The following is a 19,389-nucleotide window of genomic DNA, read 5'->3' as shown; positions in this document are numbered from 1 at the left end:
GCATCCCATCCGAAGGCATGCAAGATGCAAGACGCAAGATGCAAAGCCTTAGAACCGCAGCAAGCCAGAAGCAGCAAGGAGAACCGCAATGCGCATCAAACTGATCAACCCCAACACCACCCAGCGCATGACCGACGCCATGGGCCGCTGCGCCCGCGAAGTCGCCGCGCCCGGCACGGAGATAATCGCAGTCAGTCCGACGATGGGCCCGCCTTCCATCGAAGGCTATTACGACGAAGCCGTCGCCTCGCTCGGACTTCTCGCCGAAGTGGAAGCGGGTGAGCGGCAGGGTATCGACGGCTACGTGATCGCCTGCTTCGGCGACCCCGCGCTGTATGCAGCACGCGAACTTGCGCGCGGCCCGGTGATCGGTATCGCGGAAGCCGCCATGCATGCCGCGAGCGTGATCGCACCGGGCTTCTCGGTCGTGACGACGTTGCAGCGCACCTGCGGCATGGCCTGGCATCTCGCGGAGCGATACGGCATGACACGCTTCTGCAAGAACGTGCGCGCCACCGATGTCGCCGTGCTCGAACTCGACGAGCCCGGTTCGGCCGCGCGCCAGACGATCATCGAAGAATGCCGGCGCGCACTCGACGAAGACGGCTCGGACGCCATCGTTCTCGGCTGCGCGGGCATGGCCGAGTTCTGCCGCGAAGTCGAGGACGCGATCGGCGCACCGGTCGTGGAAGGCGTGACGGCGGCCGTGAAATGGGCGGAAGCGCTCGTCGCGCTCAAACTCCATACGGCCAAACGCGGCGACTTCGCCCGCCCGCTCGCCAAGCGCTACGACGGCGTGCTGTCGGATTTCAGCCCGCGCTGATGGCAAAAACGCCGATCTACATACACCTGCCGTGACCCGGATTATCTGCGCCGCTGTATGGGCGCGTCCGGGGCTTTTCGTTACACTGAAACACCGCAGAATCGTTGATTCGACGCATTTTTTGCCCATCGACACTATCCCTCGCCATGTCACACGATCCGAACTACCCCCGCGACCTGATCGGCTACGGCCGCCATCCCGTGCAGGCGAACTGGCCGGGGCGCGCGCGCGTCGCCGTGCAGTTCGTGCTCAATTACGAGGAAGGCGGCGAAAACTGCGTGTTGCATGGCGATCCGGGCTCGGAGCAGTTTCTGTCGGAAATCGTGGGCGCGGCAGCTTATCCGTCGCGTCACATGAGCATGGAATCGATCTACGAATACGGCTCGCGCGCAGGCGTGTGGCGCATTCTGCGCGAATTCGAAAAGCGCGGGTTGCCGCTCACCATCTTCGGCGTCGGCATGGCCATGGAGCGGCATCCGGAGCTTTCCAGGGCTTTCGTCGAGTTGGGGCATGAGATTGCCTGCCACGGCTATCGCTGGATTCACTATCAGGACATGTCGCCCGAGCGCGAAGCCGAGCACATGCGCCTCGGCATGGAAGCCATCGAGCGTGTCACCGGCGTGCGTCCGCTCGGCTGGTACACGGGCCGCGATAGCCCGAACACGCATCGGCTGGTGGCGGAATACGGCGGCTTTCTCTACGACTCGGACTATTACGGCGACGACCTCCCGTTCTGGACCGAAGTCGAAGTCACGGGCGGCGAGAAGAAGCCGCATCTGATCGTGCCGTACACGCTCGACACCAACGACATGCGCTTCGCCACGCCGCAAGGCTTCAATACGGGCGAACACTTTTTCACGTATCTGCGCGATGCCTTCGACGTTCTGTACGAAGAGGGCGACGAAGCGCCGAAGATGCTTTCCATCGGCATGCACTGCAGGCTGCTCGGACGCCCGGGGCGCTTCCGCGGCCTGCAGAAGTTTCTCGATCACATCGAGAAACACGACCGCGTGTGGGTCTCGCGGCGGGTCGATATCGCGAAGCACTGGCGCGAGCATCATCCTCATCAACAAGCAAACGGGACGGCGGCATGAAGGCGATGCAATACACACTCGACCAACTCAACTCCATGCCCGCCGACACTTTCGTGACGGTGCTCGCAGGCATCTTCGAACATTCGCCGTGGGTCGCGGAAATCGCGGCGGCAAAGCGCCCGTTCGCCGACATCGACAGCCTGCACGCGACCATGTCGCAAGCCGTCGAAACGGCGGGCGAGGAGAAGCAGCTCGCGCTCATCAACGCTCACCCGGAACTCGCGGGCAAGGCGGCGGTGCGCGGAGAACTGACGGCAGAATCCACGCGCGAGCAAAGCGGCGCGGGCCTCGATCTCTGCACGCAGGACGAGTTCGACCGCCTGCAGTCGCTGAACCAGCAGTACGGTCAGAAGTTCGGCTTTCCGTTCATTCTCGCCGTGAGGGGTTACGACCGCCACGGCATCATCGCGAACTTCGAAAAGCGTGTGCAGCATGAGCGCGCCGAGGAGCTTCGCGCGAGTCTCGATCAGATTTACCGGATCGCGCGTTTCAGGCTCGACGACCTGATCCAGCACTGATCCGCATTTCACCGTAAAGACAAGGACGAAGACAATGGCAATTCCGACACTCGATCCCAACGCGCCCGAATTCACGCGCCGTTATGTGAATCTCGCGGACCCGCGTCTGGGCGCGCAGGCACTGGAGGCGAGCGACGATTTCTTCGCGCCGAAAGAACGCATGCTGAACCCCGAGCCCGCCGTGTTCATCCCCGGCAAGTTCGACGATCACGGCAAGTGGATGGACGGCTGGGAAACGCGCCGCAAGCGCACGACCGGCTACGACTGGTGCGTGGTCAAGCTCGCGCGTCCGGGCGTAATCAAGGGCATCGATCTGGATACGAGCCACTTTACGGGCAACTTCCCGCCGGCGGCATCGATTGAAGGCGCGCATGTCACGGACGGTGCCCCGAATCAGTCGACCCAATGGACCGAAATCGTGCCGTCGACGACCTTGCAGGGCAATAGCCATCACTATCTAGATGTGGCCGTCGAGCAGCCGTTCACGCATTTGCGCGTGAATGTCTACCCGGATGGCGGCATCGCGCGATTGCGTGTTTATGGTCAGCCACAACTCGACTGGCGCAACGCGGATCGCAATCAGTTGTTCGATCTGGCCGCGATGGAAAACGGCGCGTATCTCGTCGGCACGAACAACCAGCATTTCGGGCTCGCTTCCACGCTGCTGATGCCCGGCCGCGGCGTCAACATGGGCGACGGCTGGGAAACGCGCCGCCGCCGCGAACCTGGCAACGACTGGTGTATCGTCGCGCTGGCGCAGCCTGGCATCATCAAGAAAGTCGAAGTGGATACCGCGCACTTCAAGGGCAATTTTCCGGATCGCTGCTCGCTGCAGGCAGCCAACGTGAAGGGCGGCACGGACAGCTCGCTCGTCACGCAAGCGATGTTCTGGCCGGTCCTTCTCGGCGAGCAAAAGCTTGCGATGGACAAGCAGCATTTCTTCGAATCGGAGCTCGCGGCGCTCGGCCCCGTGACGCACGTGCGCTTCAATATTTTCCCGGACGGCGGCGTATCGCGTCTGCGTCTTTTCGGAACGCTTGCATGATGAAGAAGCTCGCTATCGAACCGTTGACGCGCGCTGCGTTCGAGCCTTTCGGCGATGTCATCGAACTCGATGGCGCGAAAGAGATTCCGATCAACCTCGGCACGACGATCCGGTTTCACGATCTGTGCCGCGTCGATGTGACGGATGAAGGCGGCCATACGCTCGTCAATCTGTTTCGCGGGCAGCCGCGCACGCTGCCTTTCGAAGTGAAGATGATGGAACGGCATCCGCTGGGCAGCCAGGCATTCCTGCCGCTCGACGACCGCACGTATCTCGTCGTCGTCGCGCCGGCGGGCGAGCTAGACGAATCGAAGATTCGCGCGTTCGTCACGAAGGGCTGGCAAGGCGTGAACTATGCGAAGGGCGTCTGGCATCATCCGCTGCTCGCGCTCGACAAGGTCAGCGATTTCATCGTCGTCGATCGCGGCGGGGAAGGGCGCAATCTCAACGAGCAGGACCTGAAGGAATCGCTCTGGCTGACCGCTGAGGCCATGCGGTAACGCATTCGTGCGTTCAGTCGGAGCAAGAAGACCGGTGCCCTTGACCGGTCTTTTTTTTCGCGCGGCGCCCGGCGGGACTAAGATATACGCCCCGACACCGACACGCACGAAAAGCGAGAACCACGCATGATCGATCTACGTAGCGACACCGTCACCCGTCCGAGCCAGCCGATGCTCGCCGCCATGGCCGCCGCCGAAACCGGCGACGACGTCTGGGGCGACGATCCCACCGTGCTCAAGCTTCAGGCCACGCTCGCCGAGCGCACCGGCAAGGAAGCGGGCCTGTTCTTTCCCAGCGGCACGCAAAGCAACCTCGCCGCGCTGATGGCGCATTGCGCGCGCGGCGACGAATACATCGTCGGCCAGATGGCGCACACGTACAAGTACGAAGGCGGTGGCGCGGCCGTGCTCGGCAGCATTCAGCCGCAGCCTATCGAGAACGCGCCCGATGGTTCGTTGCCGCTCGAAAAGATCATCGCCGCGATCAAACCCATCGACGATCACTTTGCTCGCTCGCGTCTCTTTGCGCTCGAAAACACCATCGGCGGGAAAGTGCTGCCGGCGGAATACGTGCTGGCCGCGACCCGGCTCGTGCGCGAACGCGGACTCGCCACGCATCTCGATGGCGCGCGCGTCTTCAATGCAGCGGTGGCATCGGGCAAGCCGGTGGGCGAACTTGCGGCACCGTTCGATTCCGTGTCCATCTGCTGCTCGAAGGGACTTGGCGCGCCGGTCGGCTCCGTGCTGGTGGGAAGCCGTGCGTTGATCGAAGTGGCGCATCGCTGGCGCAAGGTGCTGGGCGGCGGCATGCGGCAGGCGGGCGTGATCGCGGCGGCATGTCTTTATGCGCTCGATCATCATGTCGAAGCGCTCGCCGAAGATCACGACAACGCCGCGCGTCTCGCTGAAGGGTTGAAGCAGATCGATGGCATCGGCATTCAGTCGCATGCCACGAACATGGTGTTCGCACGCATCCCGGAGGCGCATTGCGCGCCGCTGGAGGCGTATCTGAAGGAACGCGGCATCCTTACGCAGATGCTCTATGCGTCGCGCTTCGTGACGCATCGGGATGTGTCGCGCGAGGACATCGACACGTTCATCGGCGCGGTGAAGGATTACTTCGCTGCGCATTGAGCGTGAGATCGCGCGGCGGGGCAAGTGGGTCAGGCGCCGGCCGCGCGGTGCGCGTGAGACTAGCGACACGCATGCGACGAAGAGCATCGCTCACTTGCCGCCGGTGACATCGAGAAACGTGCCGGTGATGAACGAAGCCTCGGCGCTTGCCAGCCATAGAATCGCCCGCGCGACCTCTTCGGGCTGACCGCCGCGTCCCATCGGAATCGAGTCTTTCACGCGGTCCACTCGTCCTGGTTCGCCACCGCTGGCATGCATGTCCGTGTAAATGTGCCCAGGGCGAATGCAGTTGACGCGTATGCCATCGCGCGCGACTTCCTTGGCAAAACCGGTCGTGAAGGTTTCGATGGCGCCCTTCGACGCCGCATAGTCGACGTACTCATTCGGGCTGCCGAGCCGGGCCGAAGCCGACGAGATGTTGATCACCACGCCGCCGCGTCCATTGTGCCGGTAGGACATGCGCTTCACCGCCTGCTGCGCGCAGAGAATAGGGCCGATGGAGTTGACCGCGAAGATGCGCTGCATCCGCTCGAAGTCCAGGTCTTCCAGGCGCGACTGGCGCGCGAGCATTGCGGCGTTGTTGACCAGCACATCGATGCGGCCGAACTCGCGGTCGAGCGCCGCAAAGAGCCGAGCGACCTGCTCGGGGTCCGCGCTATCGGCGCGCACGGCCAACGCTCCGCGGCCGAGCGCTTCGACATCGGCCGCGACCGCGAGCGCGGCGGATTCGTTCGACACGAAGCTGATCGCCACGTCGTAGCCTTGCGCGGCAGCGAGACGCGCAGTCGCCGCGCCTACGCCACGGCTTCCACCCGTAATCAAAATCACAGGCGCCTGGGTGATGTCAGCCATTTAGCGAACCTTCAAAGTGGTGGTGGACTCGGACCAAAGACGATTGCGGCACGATCGCGACCGCGAAACAGACGCAAGATTAACCACGCGCCGAGGCTATGGCAAAGCAGATTAAATGCCGGTCCGAGTTAGAAAAACTCTTTCGATGAAAGGCATTTTTTGGGTCGCGCGACGGGAGTGGATATGTTCGAGCGCTCGCGGCAAGTCGTCACCAAAACAAATAGCCCGATCGAAGCGAATCGATCGGGCTATTTCTCGACAACAAAGAGCGGGGCGATAGCGTTACTGCACCGCGCCTCCGTCGAACCACGCGGCAATCTTCTGCCGTTCCGCGTCCGTCATCTGCGTGACGTTGCCAAGCGGCATCGCCTTCAGCGTGACCGCCTGCTGATGCACGCGCTGCGCGTTCTGCTTGATCTCCGCCGATGTATCGAGCAGGACGCCGGCGGGCGCGCTGCCCATCATGGTCGGATGCGCGGAGTGGCACGTCGCGCAACGCTGCTGGATGATCGGCTGGATATCGGCGACCTTGAGCGTTGGTGCGCCTGCGGCTTGCGCCACGGGAATCGTCGGCGAAGGCATGGTCCACGCAAACGCGCCGAGCACCAGCACGAGACCCGCGACCGGCATGTACCAGAGCACCTGACCACGGTGACGCATCACGAAGAACTGACGGATCAACGCGCCCGCCAGCATGATGAGCACGAGCAGAACCCAGTTGAACTTGTGCGTGTAGGTCATCGCGTAGTGATTCGACAGCATCGCGAACACCACGGGCAACGTGAAATATGTGTTGTGCACCGAGCGCTGCTTGCCGCGCTTGCCGTAAATGGCGTTGGGCGTTTCGCCCTTGAGCATCGCGGCGACCATCTTGCGCTGGCCCGGAATGATGACGAAGAACACGTTCGCCGACATGATCGTCGCGAGCATCGCACCCGTGATCAGATACGCGGCGCGCCCCGCGAACACGTGACACGCGACGAACGCGGCAACCAGCACATAGATGCCGACGCAGATACCGAGCAGCCGATCGTTGTTGCCGAAGACGCGGCACAGCGTGTCATAGACGATCCAACCGGCCATCAGGAAACCGAGCGCGGCCGAGACTGCCACGACCGGTCCCATGTCGAGCACGTTCTTGTCGATGAGATACGTGCTCGGCGAAAGCAGATACAAGACGAAGAACAAGCCGAAGCCGGACATCCACGTGGTGTAGGACGGCCAGAACGACCAATGCAGATTCTCCGGCATGTCTTGCGGCGCGACCGAGTACTTCTGCATGTGGTAGAAACCGCCGCCGTGCACGTGCCAGAAGTCGCCGAACACGCCGCGTCGGCGGGCGTTGGGGTCTTGCGGCGGTTTGAGACTGTTGTCGAGCGCCACGAAGTAAAACGACTCGCCGATCCACGCGATCGCGACGATGACGTGCAGACAACGCAACGCCAGATTGAGCCAGTCGGTGACAAAGCCTTCCATTTACTCCTCCACTACCGAATCGTTATGCGCACATCGTCAGCGTGTCTGGGGACGAACGCGATGTGCTGGTGTGTTCCGTTGTGTTCTGTTCAACGCTCGCTTGGGGCTCGGCTTCGCGCTCAGCTGCCGCGATACGTGCTGTAGGCCCACGGCGAGACGAGCAGCGGCACGTGATAGTGCGAGTCTGCATCCGCGATACCGAAGCGCAGCACCACGCGATCGACGAAGCGCGGTTCGGGCACCGTGACGCCGAACGCGGCGAAGTAATCGCCTGCGTGAAAGACGAGTTCGTATTCGCCCGTGACGAGTTCGGCGCCTTCGAGCAGCGGGGCGTCGCAGCGGCCGTCGTCGTTGGTGAGGGTGGTTTTGATGGCGCGCCGCGTGTCGTTCGTGAGCGCGAAGAGCTCGACTTTGATGTTCGCGCCGGGACGTCCGTGCGCGGTGTCGAGGACGTGGGTAGTGAGCTTGCCCATTCGCATGTTCCTTGAGTTGTGCGATGACCGGCTCGCGCATCGATCCGAAAAACCCGCACCGTGGACTCAGTCCGAGGTGCGGCGGCGGCGGATCGAGGCTCCACGTCAGTGGCTACATACCCGTCGGCGTTTCAGATGCGCGCCGTGATCAGCATTGTAGAAATTTGAGACGCGCTGTGCGGCCCCGATAGGAAAGATAATGCCCGGCGCATGACAGCGGCGCGTAAGCTTGGTTCTTCTTCACGAGACGCCCGCGCCGCGCTTCCACACGGCTATCGGGCGATGCTAACCGCGCCAAAATTCGCGAATATATTGCGGGCCTGAAGACGACTATGCCGGCTGTGCCATTGCCGCGATATTTTTGGCTGCGGAAAGTGGCGATGCGCGCTTATCATGCCGCGTCCCGAAGACGGCGTCGAAGCTGGGTAACCGGGGCTTTACACACGGTCCAGTTACTTTTTCGATTCCAACTTCGGAGGCAAACAGATGCAAGCGAAAACCCGCAGTCTGCTGGTGAAGAACGCGCGAATGCTCGTCACGATGGACGAGACGCGCCGCGAGATCGCCGATGGCGGTTTGTATATCGAAGGCAATCGCATCGTCGCGGTTGGCCCGACGAGCGAATTGCCGCAAACCGCCGACGACGTGCTCGACATGCGCGGTCATCTCGTGATTCCCGGCCTCGTCAATACGCATCACCACATGTATCAGAGCCTGACGCGCGCCATTCCCGCCGCGCAGAACGCCGAGCTGTTCGGCTGGCTCACGAATCTGTACAAGATCTGGGCGCATCTCACGCCCGAGATGATCGGCGTGTCGACGCAGACGGCGATGGCCGAACTCATGCTCTCGGGTTGCACCACATCGAGCGATCATCTGTATATCTATCCGAATGGCAGCCGGCTCGACGACAGCATCGAGGCGGCGCGCGAAATCGGCATGCGTTTTCATGCGGCGCGCGGCAGCATGAGCGTCGGTCAGAAAGATGGCGGTTTGCCGCCGGATTCGGTCGTCGAAAAGGAAGATGCCATTCTGAAGGACTCGCAGCGCCTGATCGAAACGTATCACGATGAAGGCCGCTACGCGATGCTGCGGGTGGTCGTCGCGCCTTGCTCGCCGTTTTCGGTGAGCCGCGAGTTGATGCGCGATTCGGCGCTGCTCGCGCGCGAATACGGCGTGTCGTTGCACACGCATCTCGCGGAGAACGTGAACGACGTGGCGTACAGCCGCGAGAAGTTCGGCATGACGCCCGCCGAATACGCGGAAGACCTGGGCTGGGTCGGTCACGACGTATGGCATGCGCACTGTGTTCAGCTCGACAAGCCGGGCATCGAGCTCTTTGCACGCACGGGAACGGGCGTCGCGCACTGTCCGTGCTCGAACATGCGTCTCGCGTCGGGCATTGCGCCGATTCGCGCGATGCGTGACGCGGGCGTGCCCGTGGGTTTGGGCGTGGATGGCTCGGCATCGAACGATGGCGCGCAGATGGTCGGCGAAGTGCGGCAGGCGTTGCTGCTGCAACGCGTCGGCTTCGGCCCTGACGCGATGACCGCGCGCGAAGCACTGGAAATCGCCACGCTCGGCGGCGCGAAGGTGCTCAATCGCGACGACATCGGCGCGCTGGCGCCGGGCATGGCGGCCGATTTCGTATCGTTCGACCTGTCGCAGCCGGCGTTCGCGGGCGCGCTGCACGATCCGGTGGCGGCGCTCGTGTTCTGCGCGCCGTCGCAGGTATCGACGAGCGTGATCGACGGGAAAATCGTAGTGAAGGAAGGGCGCCTGACGACGCTGGATCTGGGCGCCGTGGTAGAGCGGCATAACCGGCTCGCGGGTGAACTGGCGAGTCACGGGTAGGCGTTAGAAACGCGGGAAGGCGGCTCGGAATGCGCCGGGATGGCGCGTTCCGAGCCGCAAGAACGCCGCAAGAACCGCTTTCAAGGCTGATCGATAAGCGAGCGCGTTGCTTCCGCGACGAGACCGCGCAGCCACCGAACCTCATCGGAGTAATGACAGCGCTCGTGCCACAACTGGTAGTACTGCATGGGCGGAAAGTCGAGCGGCGCCGGCACGACGGCAAGCGGCAGGAACCTCGCGTAGTGATCGGCGAAGAGGCGGGTAGTCGTGAAGACGAGATCCGACTTGATCAGCACATAAGGCGCGAGATTGAAGTAAGGCAGCGTGACCACGACATGACGCTTGAGCCGCTCGCGCGCCAGATGCACGTCGATCGCCCCGCGCTGTCCGACCGAATAAGGCGTGGGCGCAAGATGCGGCGCGTTGAGATATTGATCGAGCGTGAGACCGCCGCGCTTGGCGAACGGATGTTGATTGCTGACGAGACACACGATCTTGTCGACGAACAGATTCGACAGATGCAGTTGCTCCGGCGGTTCGGGCCAGTTGCCGACGACGATATCGAGCTTGCCGTCTTCCAGCGCGAGTTCGTAATCGAACGCGGGTCCGAGCGAATGGAATTCGAGCGTTGCATTGGGCGCGGCCTGCCGGAAGCGCTCGACAACTGTCGGCACGAACAGAACGTTCAGATAGTCGGGACAGCCAATGCGATAACACCGCACCGACGTGGAAGGGTCGAAATTATGCTGCTGCACCTTGATTCGCTCGATCTCGCGCAAGGCATTCTGCGTGGGTTCGAGCAAGCGTAGACCGTATTCGGTGGGCACCATCCCGGACTTGCCGCGCACGAGCAGCGGATCTCCGGTGATGTCGCGCAGACGCCTGAGCGCTGCGCTGATGGCAGGTTGCGACTGATTAAGCTTGACGGCCGCACGGGTGACGCTGCGTTCCATCAGCAAAGTGTGCAAGACGCGCAATAAGTATGTATCGATCGCCTCGCGCTGCTGACTCATGTTATCTCCGCTATAGCCAGTATATGTTCTGGCTGATCGTTCGTAGGGTGTTGCATATCATTTTTAATATGACGGAGAGATTACGTCAAGGTGTGGCTTACCCGCAAAGACTGGGAGAGCGGCGCATTGCATCGAATTTTGAGAGATCGACTTCGTGTCGCGAATTCTGTAAATTCTGCCCGCGGTATGGTTTGATGCGACACCTTTGTGTCACAAGACCCGTCTGCGGTCCTTTTCTTCCAGCTCGGCCTGCCGGTGGCCGGGCGCACTCCGTGAACTCATGGGCAACGCCATCACCCCTACGGATACGCCACCGCGCCTGGCGCTATCCGGCATCAGCAAGCAGTACCCGTCCGTCAAGGCCAACGACGGCGTGAACCTCATCGTGAAGCCAGGCGAGATTCACGCGGTGCTCGGCGAGAACGGCGCGGGCAAGTCCACGCTGATGAAAATCATCTATGGCGCGGTGCGTCCGGATGAAGGCGAGATTCGCTGGCAGGGCGAAGTCGTCGAAATCGGCAGTCCGGCGGCGGCGCGCAAGCTCGGCATCGGCATGGTGTTCCAGCACTTCTCGCTGTTTGAGACGCTGACCGTTGGCGAGAACATCGCGCTCGCGCTCGACGACAAGTTCGACATGAAAGCGCTGTCCAAGCGTATTCGCGATGTGTCGGCGGACTACGGGCTCGATGTCGATCCGCAACGTCACGTTCACAGTCTCACCGTCGGCGAACGTCAGCGCGTGGAGATCGTGCGCTGTCTTCTGCAGAACCCGCGCTTGCTCATCATGGACGAGCCGACTTCGGTGCTGACGCCGCAAGCGGTCAAGAAGCTCTTCACCGTGTTGCGACGGCTCGCGGCGGAAGGGTGCAGCATTCTCTACATCAGTCACAAGCTCGACGAAATCCGCGCGCTCTGCGAGAACGCCACCGTGATGCGCGGCGGCCGCGTGACCGGCAATGTCGATCCGCGCAACGAAACGGATGCCTCGCTCGCGCAATTGATGGTCGGCCATTCGCTGCCGGATTATCAGCGTCGCCAACACACGCCGGGCGATGTGCGGCTCGCGGTGAAGAACCTCTCGGTGGCAAGTCCCGATCCGTTCGGCACGTCGCTCGAAAACGTCTCCTTTGCCGTGCAGGCGGGCGAGATTTTCGGGATCGCGGGCGTGTCGGGGAACGGTCAGGCGGAATTGCTCGCGTCGCTCTCGGGCGAGATTCGCGATTCCCATGTCGCAACGGACGCCGTGTCGATCTGTGGCACGCCAGCCGCGCGGCTGTCCGCGGGCGCGCGGCGGCGTCTGGGCTTTGCGTTCGTGCCGGAAGAGCGGCTCGGGCGCGGCGCGGTTCCGGCCATGTCGCTCGCCGAGAATGGCTTGCTCACCGCGCATCGGCAGAGCATGGTGCGCGGCGGCTGGGTCAACTCGCGCGCGGTCAAGAGCTTTGCCGATCGCTGCATCAAGGCCTTCGACGTGCGTTGCGGCGGCAGCGGCGCGTTCGCGCAAAGTCTGTCGGGCGGCAATTTGCAGAAGTTCATCGTCGGCCGCGAGATTCTTCAGGAGCCGAAGGTGCTCGTCGTCGCCCAGCCGACCTGGGGCGTCGATGTCGGCGCGGCGGGCTTCATCCGCCAGCAGTTGCTCGATCTCGCGGCGCGCGGCGTCGCCATTCTCGTGATCTCAGAGGAACTGGAAGAACTGTTCGACATCTGCGACCGGCTCGCCGTGATCGCGCGCGGCAAGCTGTCGCCGGTGCGCAAGACGCGCGAAACCAACGCGGAGGAAGTCGGCCTGTTCATGGCCGGACTCTTCGACGGAAAGCGCGCGCCCGCAGCCGAACTCGACTCATTGAGCAAGTAAAGATGATCTTCCCTTATCGACTCGAAGCGCGCCCGACACCGTCGCGCGCCATGCAGCTCGCCGTGCCCGTGGTCGCCGCGGTGGCGACGCTCGTCATCGGCTTCCTGATTTTCAGTCTCGTCGGGCAGGACCCGCTGCGCGCGATGCACGCGTTCTTCGTCGAACCGCTCTCGAACGTGAACGGCTGGTCGGAGCTCGTGCTGAAGGCGTCGCCCTTGTGCCTGATCGGGCTCGGGCTTGCGGTCGGTTATCGCGCGAACGTGTGGAATATCGGCGCGGAAGGGCAGATGCTTCTCGGCGGCATCGTCGCGGGCGGCATCGCCATCCATGTCGGCGATACCTCCGGCTGGTGGACGCTGCCCTTGATGATGCTCGGCGGCGTCGTGGGCGGCATGCTCTGGGCGGCGATTCCCGCGCTGCTCAAGAGCCGCTTCAACACCAACGAGATTCTGACGAGCCTCATGCTCACCTACGTCGCCACGCAGTTGCTGATCTATCTCGTGAGCGGCCCGTGGCGCGACCCCGAAGGCATGAACTTCCCCATCTCGGCGATGTTCGGCGACGACGCGCTCTTCCCGCGTCTCTACGGCGACTGGCACTGGACGTGGCTCAAGGGCACGCGTATCAACGCGTCGGTGTTTCTCACGGCCATCGCGGTGCCGCTCGTGTGGGTTTTCATGCGCAAGAGTTTCGCGGGCTTTCGCATGAACGTGGGCGGTCTTGCGCCGCTCGCCGCGCGCTACGCCGGTTTCTCGGACAAGAAGACCATCTGGACCTCGCTCCTGCTCTCGGGCGGCCTCGCCGGGCTCGCGGGCATGGGCGAAGTGGCCGGGCCTATCGGGCAATTGCAGGCGGGCTGGTCGCCGGGATACGGCTTCACGGCGATCATCGTCGTGTTCGTGGGACGGCTGCATCCGGTGGGCATCGTGCTCGCAAGTCTCCTGATGGCGCTGCTCTACCTCGGCGGCGAGGCGGTGCAGACCTCGCTGCAACTGCCGCAGGCGCTTGCGGGCGTCTTCCAGGGCTTGCTGCTCTTTTGCCTCCTCGGTTGCGACCTGTTCGTCAATTACCGCATCCGGCGCCGCGCGATCGCGCATCACGCTTCCTGACGAGACCTACGACATGGATATCAATCAAGCCAGCAATCTCGCCTCGAGCGCGGTCGTCGCGGCCATTCCGCTGATGTTCGCGGGCGCGGGCGAACTCGTCGCGGAAAAGTCCGGCGTGCTCAATCTGGGCGTCGAGGGAATGATGCTGATGGGCGCCGTCACCGGCTACGCGGTGACATCGATCACGGGTAATCCGTGGCTCGGCATCGTCGCGTCGATTTTCGCGGGCATCGCGATGGCGCTGCTGTTCGGCTTTCTCACCATCACCATGCTTGCGAATCAAGTCGCCACCGGCCTTTCGCTGACGATCTTCGGCATCGGCTTTTCGGCCTACGTGGGCAAGCCGTACACGTCGGCGGCAGTGCGCGCGAGCATCGACGTGATGCCGATTCCGGGTCTTGCCAGCATTCCCGTGCTCGGCCCGGCTATCTTCTCGCTTACGCCGCTCGGCTATCTTGCGTTCATCATGTTTGGCGTGATCGGCTGGTTTCTTTACAAGACGCGTGCGGGGCTCGTGCTGCGCTCGGTCGGCGAATCGCCTTCGGTCGCGCACTCGGTGGGCTTTCCCGTGGTCGGCGTGCGCTACGGCGCAACGCTCTTCGGCGGCGCGATGGCCGGTATCGCGGGCGGCTATTACTCCATCGTCTATTTGCACGTCTGGCAGGAGCAGCTCACGTCCGGACGCGGCTGGATTGCACTCGCGCTCGTCGTGTTCGCCACGTGGCGGCCAGGGCGTCTTTTGATCGGCGCGCTCTTGTTCGGCGCCGTGATGGCGCTGCAGTTCTACGCGCAGGCCATCGGCGTGCCGGTGCCGACACAGTTTCTCGCGATGCTGCCGTATATCGCGACCATCGTCGTGCTGGTGCTGATCTCGCGCAATCCGAACACCATCAAGCTGAACGCGCCCGCATCGCTTGGCAAGCCGTTCTTCGCGGCAAGCTGAACGTGGATTTGGCAACGCGCGCGCGGTTCTCCGCTGTTGCAGGGAGGCAGCACGCGCGCCGTCAGACGGTTCCGTTGCGATTTTTTTCCGACGAAACTGGCGCACGTCGTTTTCCATTTCGTGGCTCATCAAACAACATCGACCAGGAGAAACACAATGAATAAACCATGGCTGAAGGCAATCGCGGCAACCGTCGCTTTGTCCGCCACGCTCGCGACGGCGAGCGCGCAAGCGGCGGATGCACCGGGCGTCGCGTTCGTCTATCTCGGCAATCCGGGCGATGCAGGCTGGACCTTCGCGCACGACGCGGGCAGCAAGGAAGCCGAAGCGAAGTTCGGCGACAAGATCAAGATCACGCGCGTGGAAAACGTGCCGGAATCCGCCGACTCGGAGCGCGTGTTCCGCGATCTGGCGAACAAGGGCAACAAGGTCATCTTCGGCACGAGCTTCGGCTATCAGGACTTCCAGTTGAAGGTGGCGAAGGATTTCCCGGACACGATTTTCCTCACGGCCACGGGCTTCAAGAAGGCCAAAAACTTCGGCACATATGACGTGCGGATGTATCAAGGCGCGTACTTGGCAGGCGTCGCCGCCGGTTATGTGACGAAGAGCAATACGTTGGGCTTCGTGGCATCGGTGCCGATTCCCGAAGTGGTCCGCAACATCAACGCGTTCACGATGGGCGCGCGTTCGGTGAATCCGAAGGTCCACACGAAGGTCATCTGGATCAACAGCTGGTTCGATCCGGGCAAGGAAAAGCAGGCTGCCGAAACGCTGATCGGTCAGGGCGCGGACGTGCTCTTGCAGAACACCGACTCGAACGCCACGCTCAACACCGCGAACGAGAAGCACGTGTTCGCCTTCGGCTGGGATTCGAACATGAAGAAGTTCGGCCCGAACGCGCATTTGGGTTCGGTGGTCGCGCACTGGGGCGTGTACTACAACGCGGTCATTCAGCAAGTGCTCGATGGCAAGTGGAAGAACGACCCGGTGTGGCTCGGTATGCCGCAGAAGGCCGTGGACCTCGAAGACCTGAATAGCAGCGCGATTCCGCCGAAGGCCATGCAAGCCGTATCGGCGAAGCGTGACGATCTGCACTCGGGCAAGTGGGATGTGTTCACGGGTCCGATCAAGGATCAGTCGGGCGCGGAAAAGGTGCCGGCCGGCAAGACGCTGACCGACCCGGAAATGCAGCGTATCAACTGGTACGTGGAAGGTGTCGACGGCTCGCTGCCGAAGTAAGCCTCGCGAGCAGGCTGCGAAACGAAAAACCGCGCGTCGTGCTGCCACGACGCGCGGTTTTTAATTGAAGCAATCAGTCTTCGATACGCAAGCCGACCTTGATCGTCACCTGCCAGTGCTGGATCTTGCCGTCTTCGACATGTCCGCGCGTTTCCGTCACTTCGAACCAGTGAATGTTGCGCAGCGTCTTCGATGCCTTCGACAGTGCGACGCGCACGGCGTCATCGCTCGATTCCTGCGACGAGCCGGTGAGTTCGATCTGCTTGTAGACGTGTTCCGTCATGATGTTCTCCTTGTGAAAAGCATGGCGATCGCTCGGGGCGAACGGGTGCAATGCGAAATACTCGCGGTGTCGATGCAGCAAGGCGTGCGCCAACACGCAGCCGACGCATGAAAGACGCGCGCCTCGCGAAAGAGCGAGGCACAGGGGAAAACATCGAAGGAATTCAGCCGGGAATCAGCGCAGCGGACGCGATGCGGCGTCGCCCGCATCCTGACGACGCGCGCCGCGCCGCCTGCGCGCCGAAACGGTCGCGCCGAATTCGCTCAAGATCTGCGTGCGAGCGCGGCTCGCAAACACGAGGAAGCCGAAGCCGTTCGCTTCGTACCAGTAGCCGCCGTTCTCCAGACCGTCGAGCGGCTGTTCGAGCGCGTTTGTGATCGACTCCACGCAGCGCCTGTGCAGTTCGTCGATGGCGGGATAGGGCGGTTGAGCGCCGCGCACGCTGCATAGCAGGACATCGAGCCCTGGCAGCACATGCGCGTAGAGCACAGGCTCGTCCTGCGCGCGAGCGCGTGCAATTTTCGTATCGAGCTGACCGAACGGCTTGAAATGCCGCACCACGGCGAGGAAAGACTCGTCGCCATCAGCTTTCACACGTTTACGCTTTTTCGGGAAGGACATAAAAACTCGCCTGAAAAAGATTTGCAAGAAACGCAGCGTCCTCATGCGGCCACTCCCGTCTTGCGTGCCGCACGTCGATCTTTTATAGCGCATCGATGTGATCCGGTCACGGTGATTCGCAAACTTGAATGCACGCCGGGTTCTGCTACCGGTGCACACCCGTGGCGCACGAATCATGCCGATGACCGTTTGGCGGCCCGCTGGCATCCCTCTGAGCATCTATCTCAATAATAGTCCCGCTGCTGCCCTGTCGAACAGCCTAAAGAAAGAAAAAAGCGGGGGGGCGCACCAATTGACGGGTGGGTGCGCCCGGATGCAATGCGCTCACGCGCTCGACGAACCGGGCTTGCAGCCGTAATCGAATCAGACGCGCGGCCGTTTCAGCTCGTCGCGGATCTCGCGCAGCAGCAACACGTCTTCGGGCGTCGCGGCGGGCGGCGGCGGCGCTTCGGTGGGCTTGCGCAAGTTGTTGATGAACTTGACCATCAGAAAGATGATGAACGCAAGGATGATGAAGTTGATCAGCACGGTAATGAACGAACCGTAGCCGAACACCGCGACACCCGCGGTCTGCAAGTCTTTATACGAATCGGGATTGCCTTTATAGCTGGGCGGTATCTGCCCCAGACGTATGAAAAGGTTCGAGAAGTCGAGCCCGCCCGTGGCCAAACCGACCACCGGCATGATCAGGTCCTTCACGACGGAGTTGACTATCGTCGAGAAAGCGCCGCCGATAATCACACCAACGGCGAGGTCCATCACGTTGCCTTTGAGGGCGAAGTTCTTGAATTCGTCGATCATGCTCATGCGCGGCTTCCTCCAGTTGGTGTGAGACGTTTTTTGCGAGCTAAAAGCGGCAGCAAGGGCTATGCCATTGATCCACAGACGAAACGCCATAAGGCGCGCGCTTCGTCCGGAGACACGAGCATGATAGTCAATTCGCTCGATGAACGTGCGCGCGGCGCGCGGGACATGCCTTTCAGGTCGTGCTCACGTGCCCCACGCTGATAGCCGCGCAGAAAGCCGCGTGATCCGCGACGGTCTGTGCGCCGTAGCGTTCGGCCCAGCTTGCGTAGGCGGCGTCGAACTTGTCGGAGGTGCCGCAATAGCCCGTGATCAGCGCGGCGTCGCCCGTGCGGGCGTGCGCGCGAGCGAGCAGAAGGCCGAGACACCACGCGTAGAAATCGAAGGTCGCGCCATGCAGCCAATCGACGGGAATGGAGCCGCGAATCTGCTTCATCTGGCGTACATAGAAATCGCGCCCGGCGATGGTCGTCCAGCCAAGCAGCGCATCCGACGAACTCTGCATGAGCCTTTGCCCTTGCACGACGCGACGCCCCTGATGCTGCTGCGTCTCGTCGAGTGGCGCGACGAAGGGCGCGGCGGCCGGCACGATGCCTTCCTTCACCTGGATGAACAGCGGGTCGCCGAGCGCCCGGCCGAGCATGAGCACGAGATAGGCGCGTGTGCCGACACTGCCGACGCCCACCACGCGATGCGCCACATCGGCGACTTCGTAGCGTTCCAGCATGATGCGCCATTCGCCCGCGATGGTTTGCAGATACGGCTTCAGGCCATCGACCACATGATTCTTCTCGGCGGCGTCGAGGCGCGTGAGAATCGGCGGATCGACCTTGAAGCGCCAGCTTTTGCCAGCGGGTTCGGCGACCTTGGCGAGCATGGTCGCGTGCGACCGCTTCATTGCGCGCTCGACCGTTTTCGTGATGGTTTCCTTCTCGTTGGCATCGAGCTTGGTCGGCGCGTCGATGTGGAGGGCGCTCGCGTATGAACGCATTTGCCAGAGATCGTAGGGGCTCACCTGCCAGAGCGAAGCCATGGACGTGCGATACGCCGCGCATGCCGAACGCACCGCGCGCTCGCGACCGCTCGCATCGACGCCATTTTCGCGCGCCGCCACGTTGATGCTTGCGGTGAGGCGCTTCAGATCCCACTCCCACGGACCGACGAGCGTCTCGTCGAAATCGTTGAGGTCGAACACCACGTCCTGACGCGGCGTGCGAAAGAGTCCGAAGTTATTGATGTGCGCGTCGCCGTCGATGATCACGTTGTGCCCGATCGAAGGCGACTTCGCCAGATCCCAGGCCATGACCGTGGCCGACCCGCGCAGGAACGCGAACGGCGACTCGGCCATGCGCGCCATGCGCAGCGGGATGAGCCGCTCTTGACGGCCGGCGTTGACGGCGAGCACGCGCTCGACAGGGTTCGGCCGGTTGGCTTCGGGCTGCCAGCCCGCGTGGGCTTCGAAGGGCACGGCGTCGCGCAGCGCGCGGCCCTTGGCGCGGCTTTCCTCGGCCGTGCCAAGCGTATCGGATGATGTCGATGCCAAGGAGTTCGGGCGCGTGGGCAAGCGAATTCTCCTTCAGACGCTTGCGCGCCGATAGTTTTTACAAGGCACGCCCACTCACTCGGTCGGCGTGTCGATCTAATCTTGCGCCGAAGCAAGCATCACGCCGGAGGGGCCTGCGTGCGCGTGGGCACGCGATGTGCTCACTCATGTCCGCTGGAATCGCCCAACGCGACACATCATCCCGACGCT

The 19,389-nt window shown here is 62.6% G+C and carries 19 protein-coding genes; 11 read left to right on the top strand and 8 right to left on the bottom strand.

Annotation, left to right across the window (positions count from 1 at the left end):
- The first annotated feature begins 88 nt into the window (after nt 1–88).
- From NCR98_RS07530 to ltaE, 6 genes are all read left to right on the top strand, one after another.
- Entirely contained in the window at nt 89–823 is a 735-nt protein-coding gene (locus NCR98_RS07530; RefSeq protein WP_250525886.1) for an aspartate/glutamate racemase family protein, read from the top strand.
- Nucleotides 824–969: 146 nt separating this feature from the next.
- Nucleotides 970–1,917: an allantoinase PuuE gene (gene puuE / locus NCR98_RS07525; RefSeq protein WP_244825301.1), complete on the top strand. Its 948-nt coding sequence runs from the start codon at nt 970–972 to the stop codon at nt 1,915–1,917.
- Nucleotides 1,914–2,435: a 2-oxo-4-hydroxy-4-carboxy-5-ureidoimidazoline decarboxylase gene (gene uraD, locus NCR98_RS07520; RefSeq protein WP_244825300.1), complete on the top strand. Its 522-nt coding sequence runs from the start codon at nt 1,914–1,916 to the stop codon at nt 2,433–2,435. The genes puuE and uraD overlap by 4 nt, the downstream gene beginning before the upstream one ends.
- A gap of 34 nt (nt 2,436–2,469) precedes the next feature.
- The gene (gene alc / locus NCR98_RS07515) at nt 2,470–3,480 is read left to right on the top strand and encodes an allantoicase (RefSeq protein ID WP_244825299.1); all 1,011 of its coding nucleotides are present in this window, start codon (nt 2,470–2,472) and stop codon (nt 3,478–3,480) included.
- The gene (locus tag NCR98_RS07510) at nt 3,480–3,980 is read left to right on the top strand and encodes an ureidoglycolate lyase (RefSeq protein WP_244828042.1); all 501 of its coding nucleotides are present in this window, start codon (nt 3,480–3,482) and stop codon (nt 3,978–3,980) included. Before alc ends, NCR98_RS07510 begins: the two co-directional genes overlap by 1 nt.
- A 126-nt stretch (nt 3,981–4,106) precedes the next feature.
- Nucleotides 4,107–5,114 carry a low-specificity L-threonine aldolase gene (gene ltaE / locus NCR98_RS07505; RefSeq protein WP_250525885.1) on the top strand — a complete coding sequence of 336 codons (1,008 nt, stop codon included), beginning with the start codon at nt 4,107–4,109 and terminating at the stop codon, nt 5,112–5,114.
- A 90-nt stretch (nt 5,115–5,204) separates the two neighbouring features.
- Here the strand turns inward: ltaE and NCR98_RS07500 are convergent, their stop codons facing one another.
- From NCR98_RS07500 to uraH, 3 genes are all read right to left on the bottom strand, one after another.
- Nucleotides 5,205–5,966 carry an SDR family oxidoreductase gene (locus NCR98_RS07500; RefSeq protein ID WP_250525884.1) on the bottom strand — a complete coding sequence of 254 codons (762 nt, stop codon included), beginning with the start codon at nt 5,964–5,966 and terminating at the stop codon, nt 5,205–5,207.
- Nucleotides 5,967–6,248: 282 nt separating this feature from the next.
- The gene (locus NCR98_RS07495) at nt 6,249–7,442 is read right to left on the bottom strand and encodes a urate hydroxylase PuuD (protein WP_244825296.1); all 1,194 of its coding nucleotides are present in this window, start codon (nt 7,440–7,442) and stop codon (nt 6,249–6,251) included.
- Nucleotides 7,443–7,561: 119 nt separating this feature from the next.
- Nucleotides 7,562–7,915, bottom strand: a complete 354-nt coding sequence (uraH, locus tag NCR98_RS07490) for a hydroxyisourate hydrolase (RefSeq protein WP_244825295.1) — start codon at nt 7,913–7,915, stop codon at nt 7,562–7,564.
- A gap of 486 nt (nt 7,916–8,401) precedes the next feature.
- On the opposite strand from uraH, the gene NCR98_RS07485 reads away from it, so the two are divergent.
- Nucleotides 8,402–9,769 (top strand): 8-oxoguanine deaminase, encoded by a 1,368-nt coding sequence (locus tag NCR98_RS07485; protein WP_244825294.1) that lies wholly within the window; start codon nt 8,402–8,404, stop codon nt 9,767–9,769.
- 80 nt (nt 9,770–9,849) lie between these two features.
- Here the strand turns inward: NCR98_RS07485 and NCR98_RS07480 are convergent, their stop codons facing one another.
- Entirely contained in the window at nt 9,850–10,782 is a 933-nt protein-coding gene (locus NCR98_RS07480) for a LysR substrate-binding domain-containing protein (RefSeq protein ID WP_244825293.1), read from the bottom strand.
- A gap of 280 nt (nt 10,783–11,062) precedes the next feature.
- On the opposite strand from NCR98_RS07480, the gene NCR98_RS07475 reads away from it, so the two are divergent.
- From NCR98_RS07475 to NCR98_RS07460, 4 genes are all read left to right on the top strand, one after another.
- Nucleotides 11,063–12,634, top strand: a complete 1,572-nt coding sequence (locus NCR98_RS07475) for an ABC transporter ATP-binding protein (RefSeq protein WP_250464715.1) — start codon at nt 11,063–11,065, stop codon at nt 12,632–12,634.
- A 2-nt stretch (nt 12,635–12,636) separates the two neighbouring features.
- The gene (locus tag NCR98_RS07470) at nt 12,637–13,743 is read left to right on the top strand and encodes an ABC transporter permease (protein ID WP_244825291.1); all 1,107 of its coding nucleotides are present in this window, start codon (nt 12,637–12,639) and stop codon (nt 13,741–13,743) included.
- A gap of 13 nt (nt 13,744–13,756) precedes the next feature.
- Complete coding sequence (locus tag NCR98_RS07465; protein ID WP_244825290.1) at nt 13,757–14,686, top strand: ABC transporter permease; 930 nt, start codon at nt 13,757–13,759, stop codon at nt 14,684–14,686.
- A gap of 156 nt (nt 14,687–14,842) precedes the next feature.
- Nucleotides 14,843–15,928 (top strand): BMP family ABC transporter substrate-binding protein, encoded by a 1,086-nt coding sequence (locus NCR98_RS07460; RefSeq protein WP_244825289.1) that lies wholly within the window; start codon nt 14,843–14,845, stop codon nt 15,926–15,928.
- Nucleotides 15,929–16,001: 73 nt separating this feature from the next.
- On the opposite strand, the gene NCR98_RS07455 is transcribed toward NCR98_RS07460, so the two are convergent.
- The 4 genes from NCR98_RS07455 to NCR98_RS07440 form a co-directional block, all read right to left on the bottom strand.
- Nucleotides 16,002–16,211: a dodecin gene (locus tag NCR98_RS07455; RefSeq protein ID WP_244825288.1), complete on the bottom strand. Its 210-nt coding sequence runs from the start codon at nt 16,209–16,211 to the stop codon at nt 16,002–16,004.
- Nucleotides 16,212–16,385: 174 nt separating this feature from the next.
- Nucleotides 16,386–16,877: a hypothetical protein gene (locus tag NCR98_RS07450; protein ID WP_244825287.1), complete on the bottom strand. Its 492-nt coding sequence runs from the start codon at nt 16,875–16,877 to the stop codon at nt 16,386–16,388.
- Nucleotides 16,878–17,195: 318 nt separating this feature from the next.
- Nucleotides 17,196–17,639 carry a large conductance mechanosensitive channel protein MscL gene (gene mscL / locus NCR98_RS07445; protein WP_244825286.1) on the bottom strand — a complete coding sequence of 148 codons (444 nt, stop codon included), beginning with the start codon at nt 17,637–17,639 and terminating at the stop codon, nt 17,196–17,198.
- Nucleotides 17,640–17,811: 172 nt separating this feature from the next.
- Nucleotides 17,812–19,200 carry a DUF2252 domain-containing protein gene (locus NCR98_RS07440; protein WP_250525883.1) on the bottom strand — a complete coding sequence of 463 codons (1,389 nt, stop codon included), beginning with the start codon at nt 19,198–19,200 and terminating at the stop codon, nt 17,812–17,814.
- Nucleotides 19,201–19,389 lie beyond the last annotated feature (189 nt).

Source organism: Caballeronia sp. GAWG2-1 (assembly GCF_023631405.1).
Taxonomy (GTDB): Bacteria; Pseudomonadota; Gammaproteobacteria; order Burkholderiales; family Burkholderiaceae; genus Caballeronia.
The sequence above is the reverse complement of the archived record's forward strand: the minus strand, read 5'-3'. Positions and strand labels throughout refer to the sequence as shown.

What these genes read in the sequence shown, in the direction of transcription:
- NCR98_RS07530 (WP_250525886.1), top strand. Translation starts at nt 89, where the DNA reads ATGCGCATCAAACTGATCAACCCCAACACCACCCAGCGCATGACCGAC.
- puuE (WP_244825301.1), top strand. Translation starts at nt 970, where the DNA reads ATGTCACACGATCCGAACTACCCCCGCGACCTGATCGGCTACGGCCGC.
- uraD (WP_244825300.1), top strand. Translation starts at nt 1,914, where the DNA reads ATGAAGGCGATGCAATACACACTCGACCAACTCAACTCCATGCCCGCC.
- alc (WP_244825299.1), top strand. Translation starts at nt 2,470, where the DNA reads ATGGCAATTCCGACACTCGATCCCAACGCGCCCGAATTCACGCGCCGT.
- NCR98_RS07510 (WP_244828042.1), top strand. Translation starts at nt 3,480, where the DNA reads ATGAAGAAGCTCGCTATCGAACCGTTGACGCGCGCTGCGTTCGAGCCT.
- ltaE (WP_250525885.1), top strand. Translation starts at nt 4,107, where the DNA reads ATGATCGATCTACGTAGCGACACCGTCACCCGTCCGAGCCAGCCGATG.
- NCR98_RS07500 (WP_250525884.1), bottom strand. Translation starts at nt 5,966, where the DNA reads ATGGCTGACATCACCCAGGCGCCTGTGATTTTGATTACGGGTGGAAGC.
- NCR98_RS07495 (WP_244825296.1), bottom strand. Translation starts at nt 7,442, where the DNA reads ATGGAAGGCTTTGTCACCGACTGGCTCAATCTGGCGTTGCGTTGTCTG.
- uraH (WP_244825295.1), bottom strand. Translation starts at nt 7,915, where the DNA reads ATGGGCAAGCTCACTACCCACGTCCTCGACACCGCGCACGGACGTCCC.
- NCR98_RS07485 (WP_244825294.1), top strand. Translation starts at nt 8,402, where the DNA reads ATGCAAGCGAAAACCCGCAGTCTGCTGGTGAAGAACGCGCGAATGCTC.
- NCR98_RS07480 (WP_244825293.1), bottom strand. Translation starts at nt 10,782, where the DNA reads ATGAGTCAGCAGCGCGAGGCGATCGATACATACTTATTGCGCGTCTTG.
- NCR98_RS07475 (WP_250464715.1), top strand. Translation starts at nt 11,063, where the DNA reads ATGGGCAACGCCATCACCCCTACGGATACGCCACCGCGCCTGGCGCTA.
- NCR98_RS07470 (WP_244825291.1), top strand. Translation starts at nt 12,637, where the DNA reads ATGATCTTCCCTTATCGACTCGAAGCGCGCCCGACACCGTCGCGCGCC.
- NCR98_RS07465 (WP_244825290.1), top strand. Translation starts at nt 13,757, where the DNA reads ATGGATATCAATCAAGCCAGCAATCTCGCCTCGAGCGCGGTCGTCGCG.
- NCR98_RS07460 (WP_244825289.1), top strand. Translation starts at nt 14,843, where the DNA reads ATGAATAAACCATGGCTGAAGGCAATCGCGGCAACCGTCGCTTTGTCC.
- NCR98_RS07455 (WP_244825288.1), bottom strand. Translation starts at nt 16,211, where the DNA reads ATGACGGAACACGTCTACAAGCAGATCGAACTCACCGGCTCGTCGCAG.
- NCR98_RS07450 (WP_244825287.1), bottom strand. Translation starts at nt 16,877, where the DNA reads ATGAGGACGCTGCGTTTCTTGCAAATCTTTTTCAGGCGAGTTTTTATG.
- mscL (WP_244825286.1), bottom strand. Translation starts at nt 17,639, where the DNA reads ATGAGCATGATCGACGAATTCAAGAACTTCGCCCTCAAAGGCAACGTG.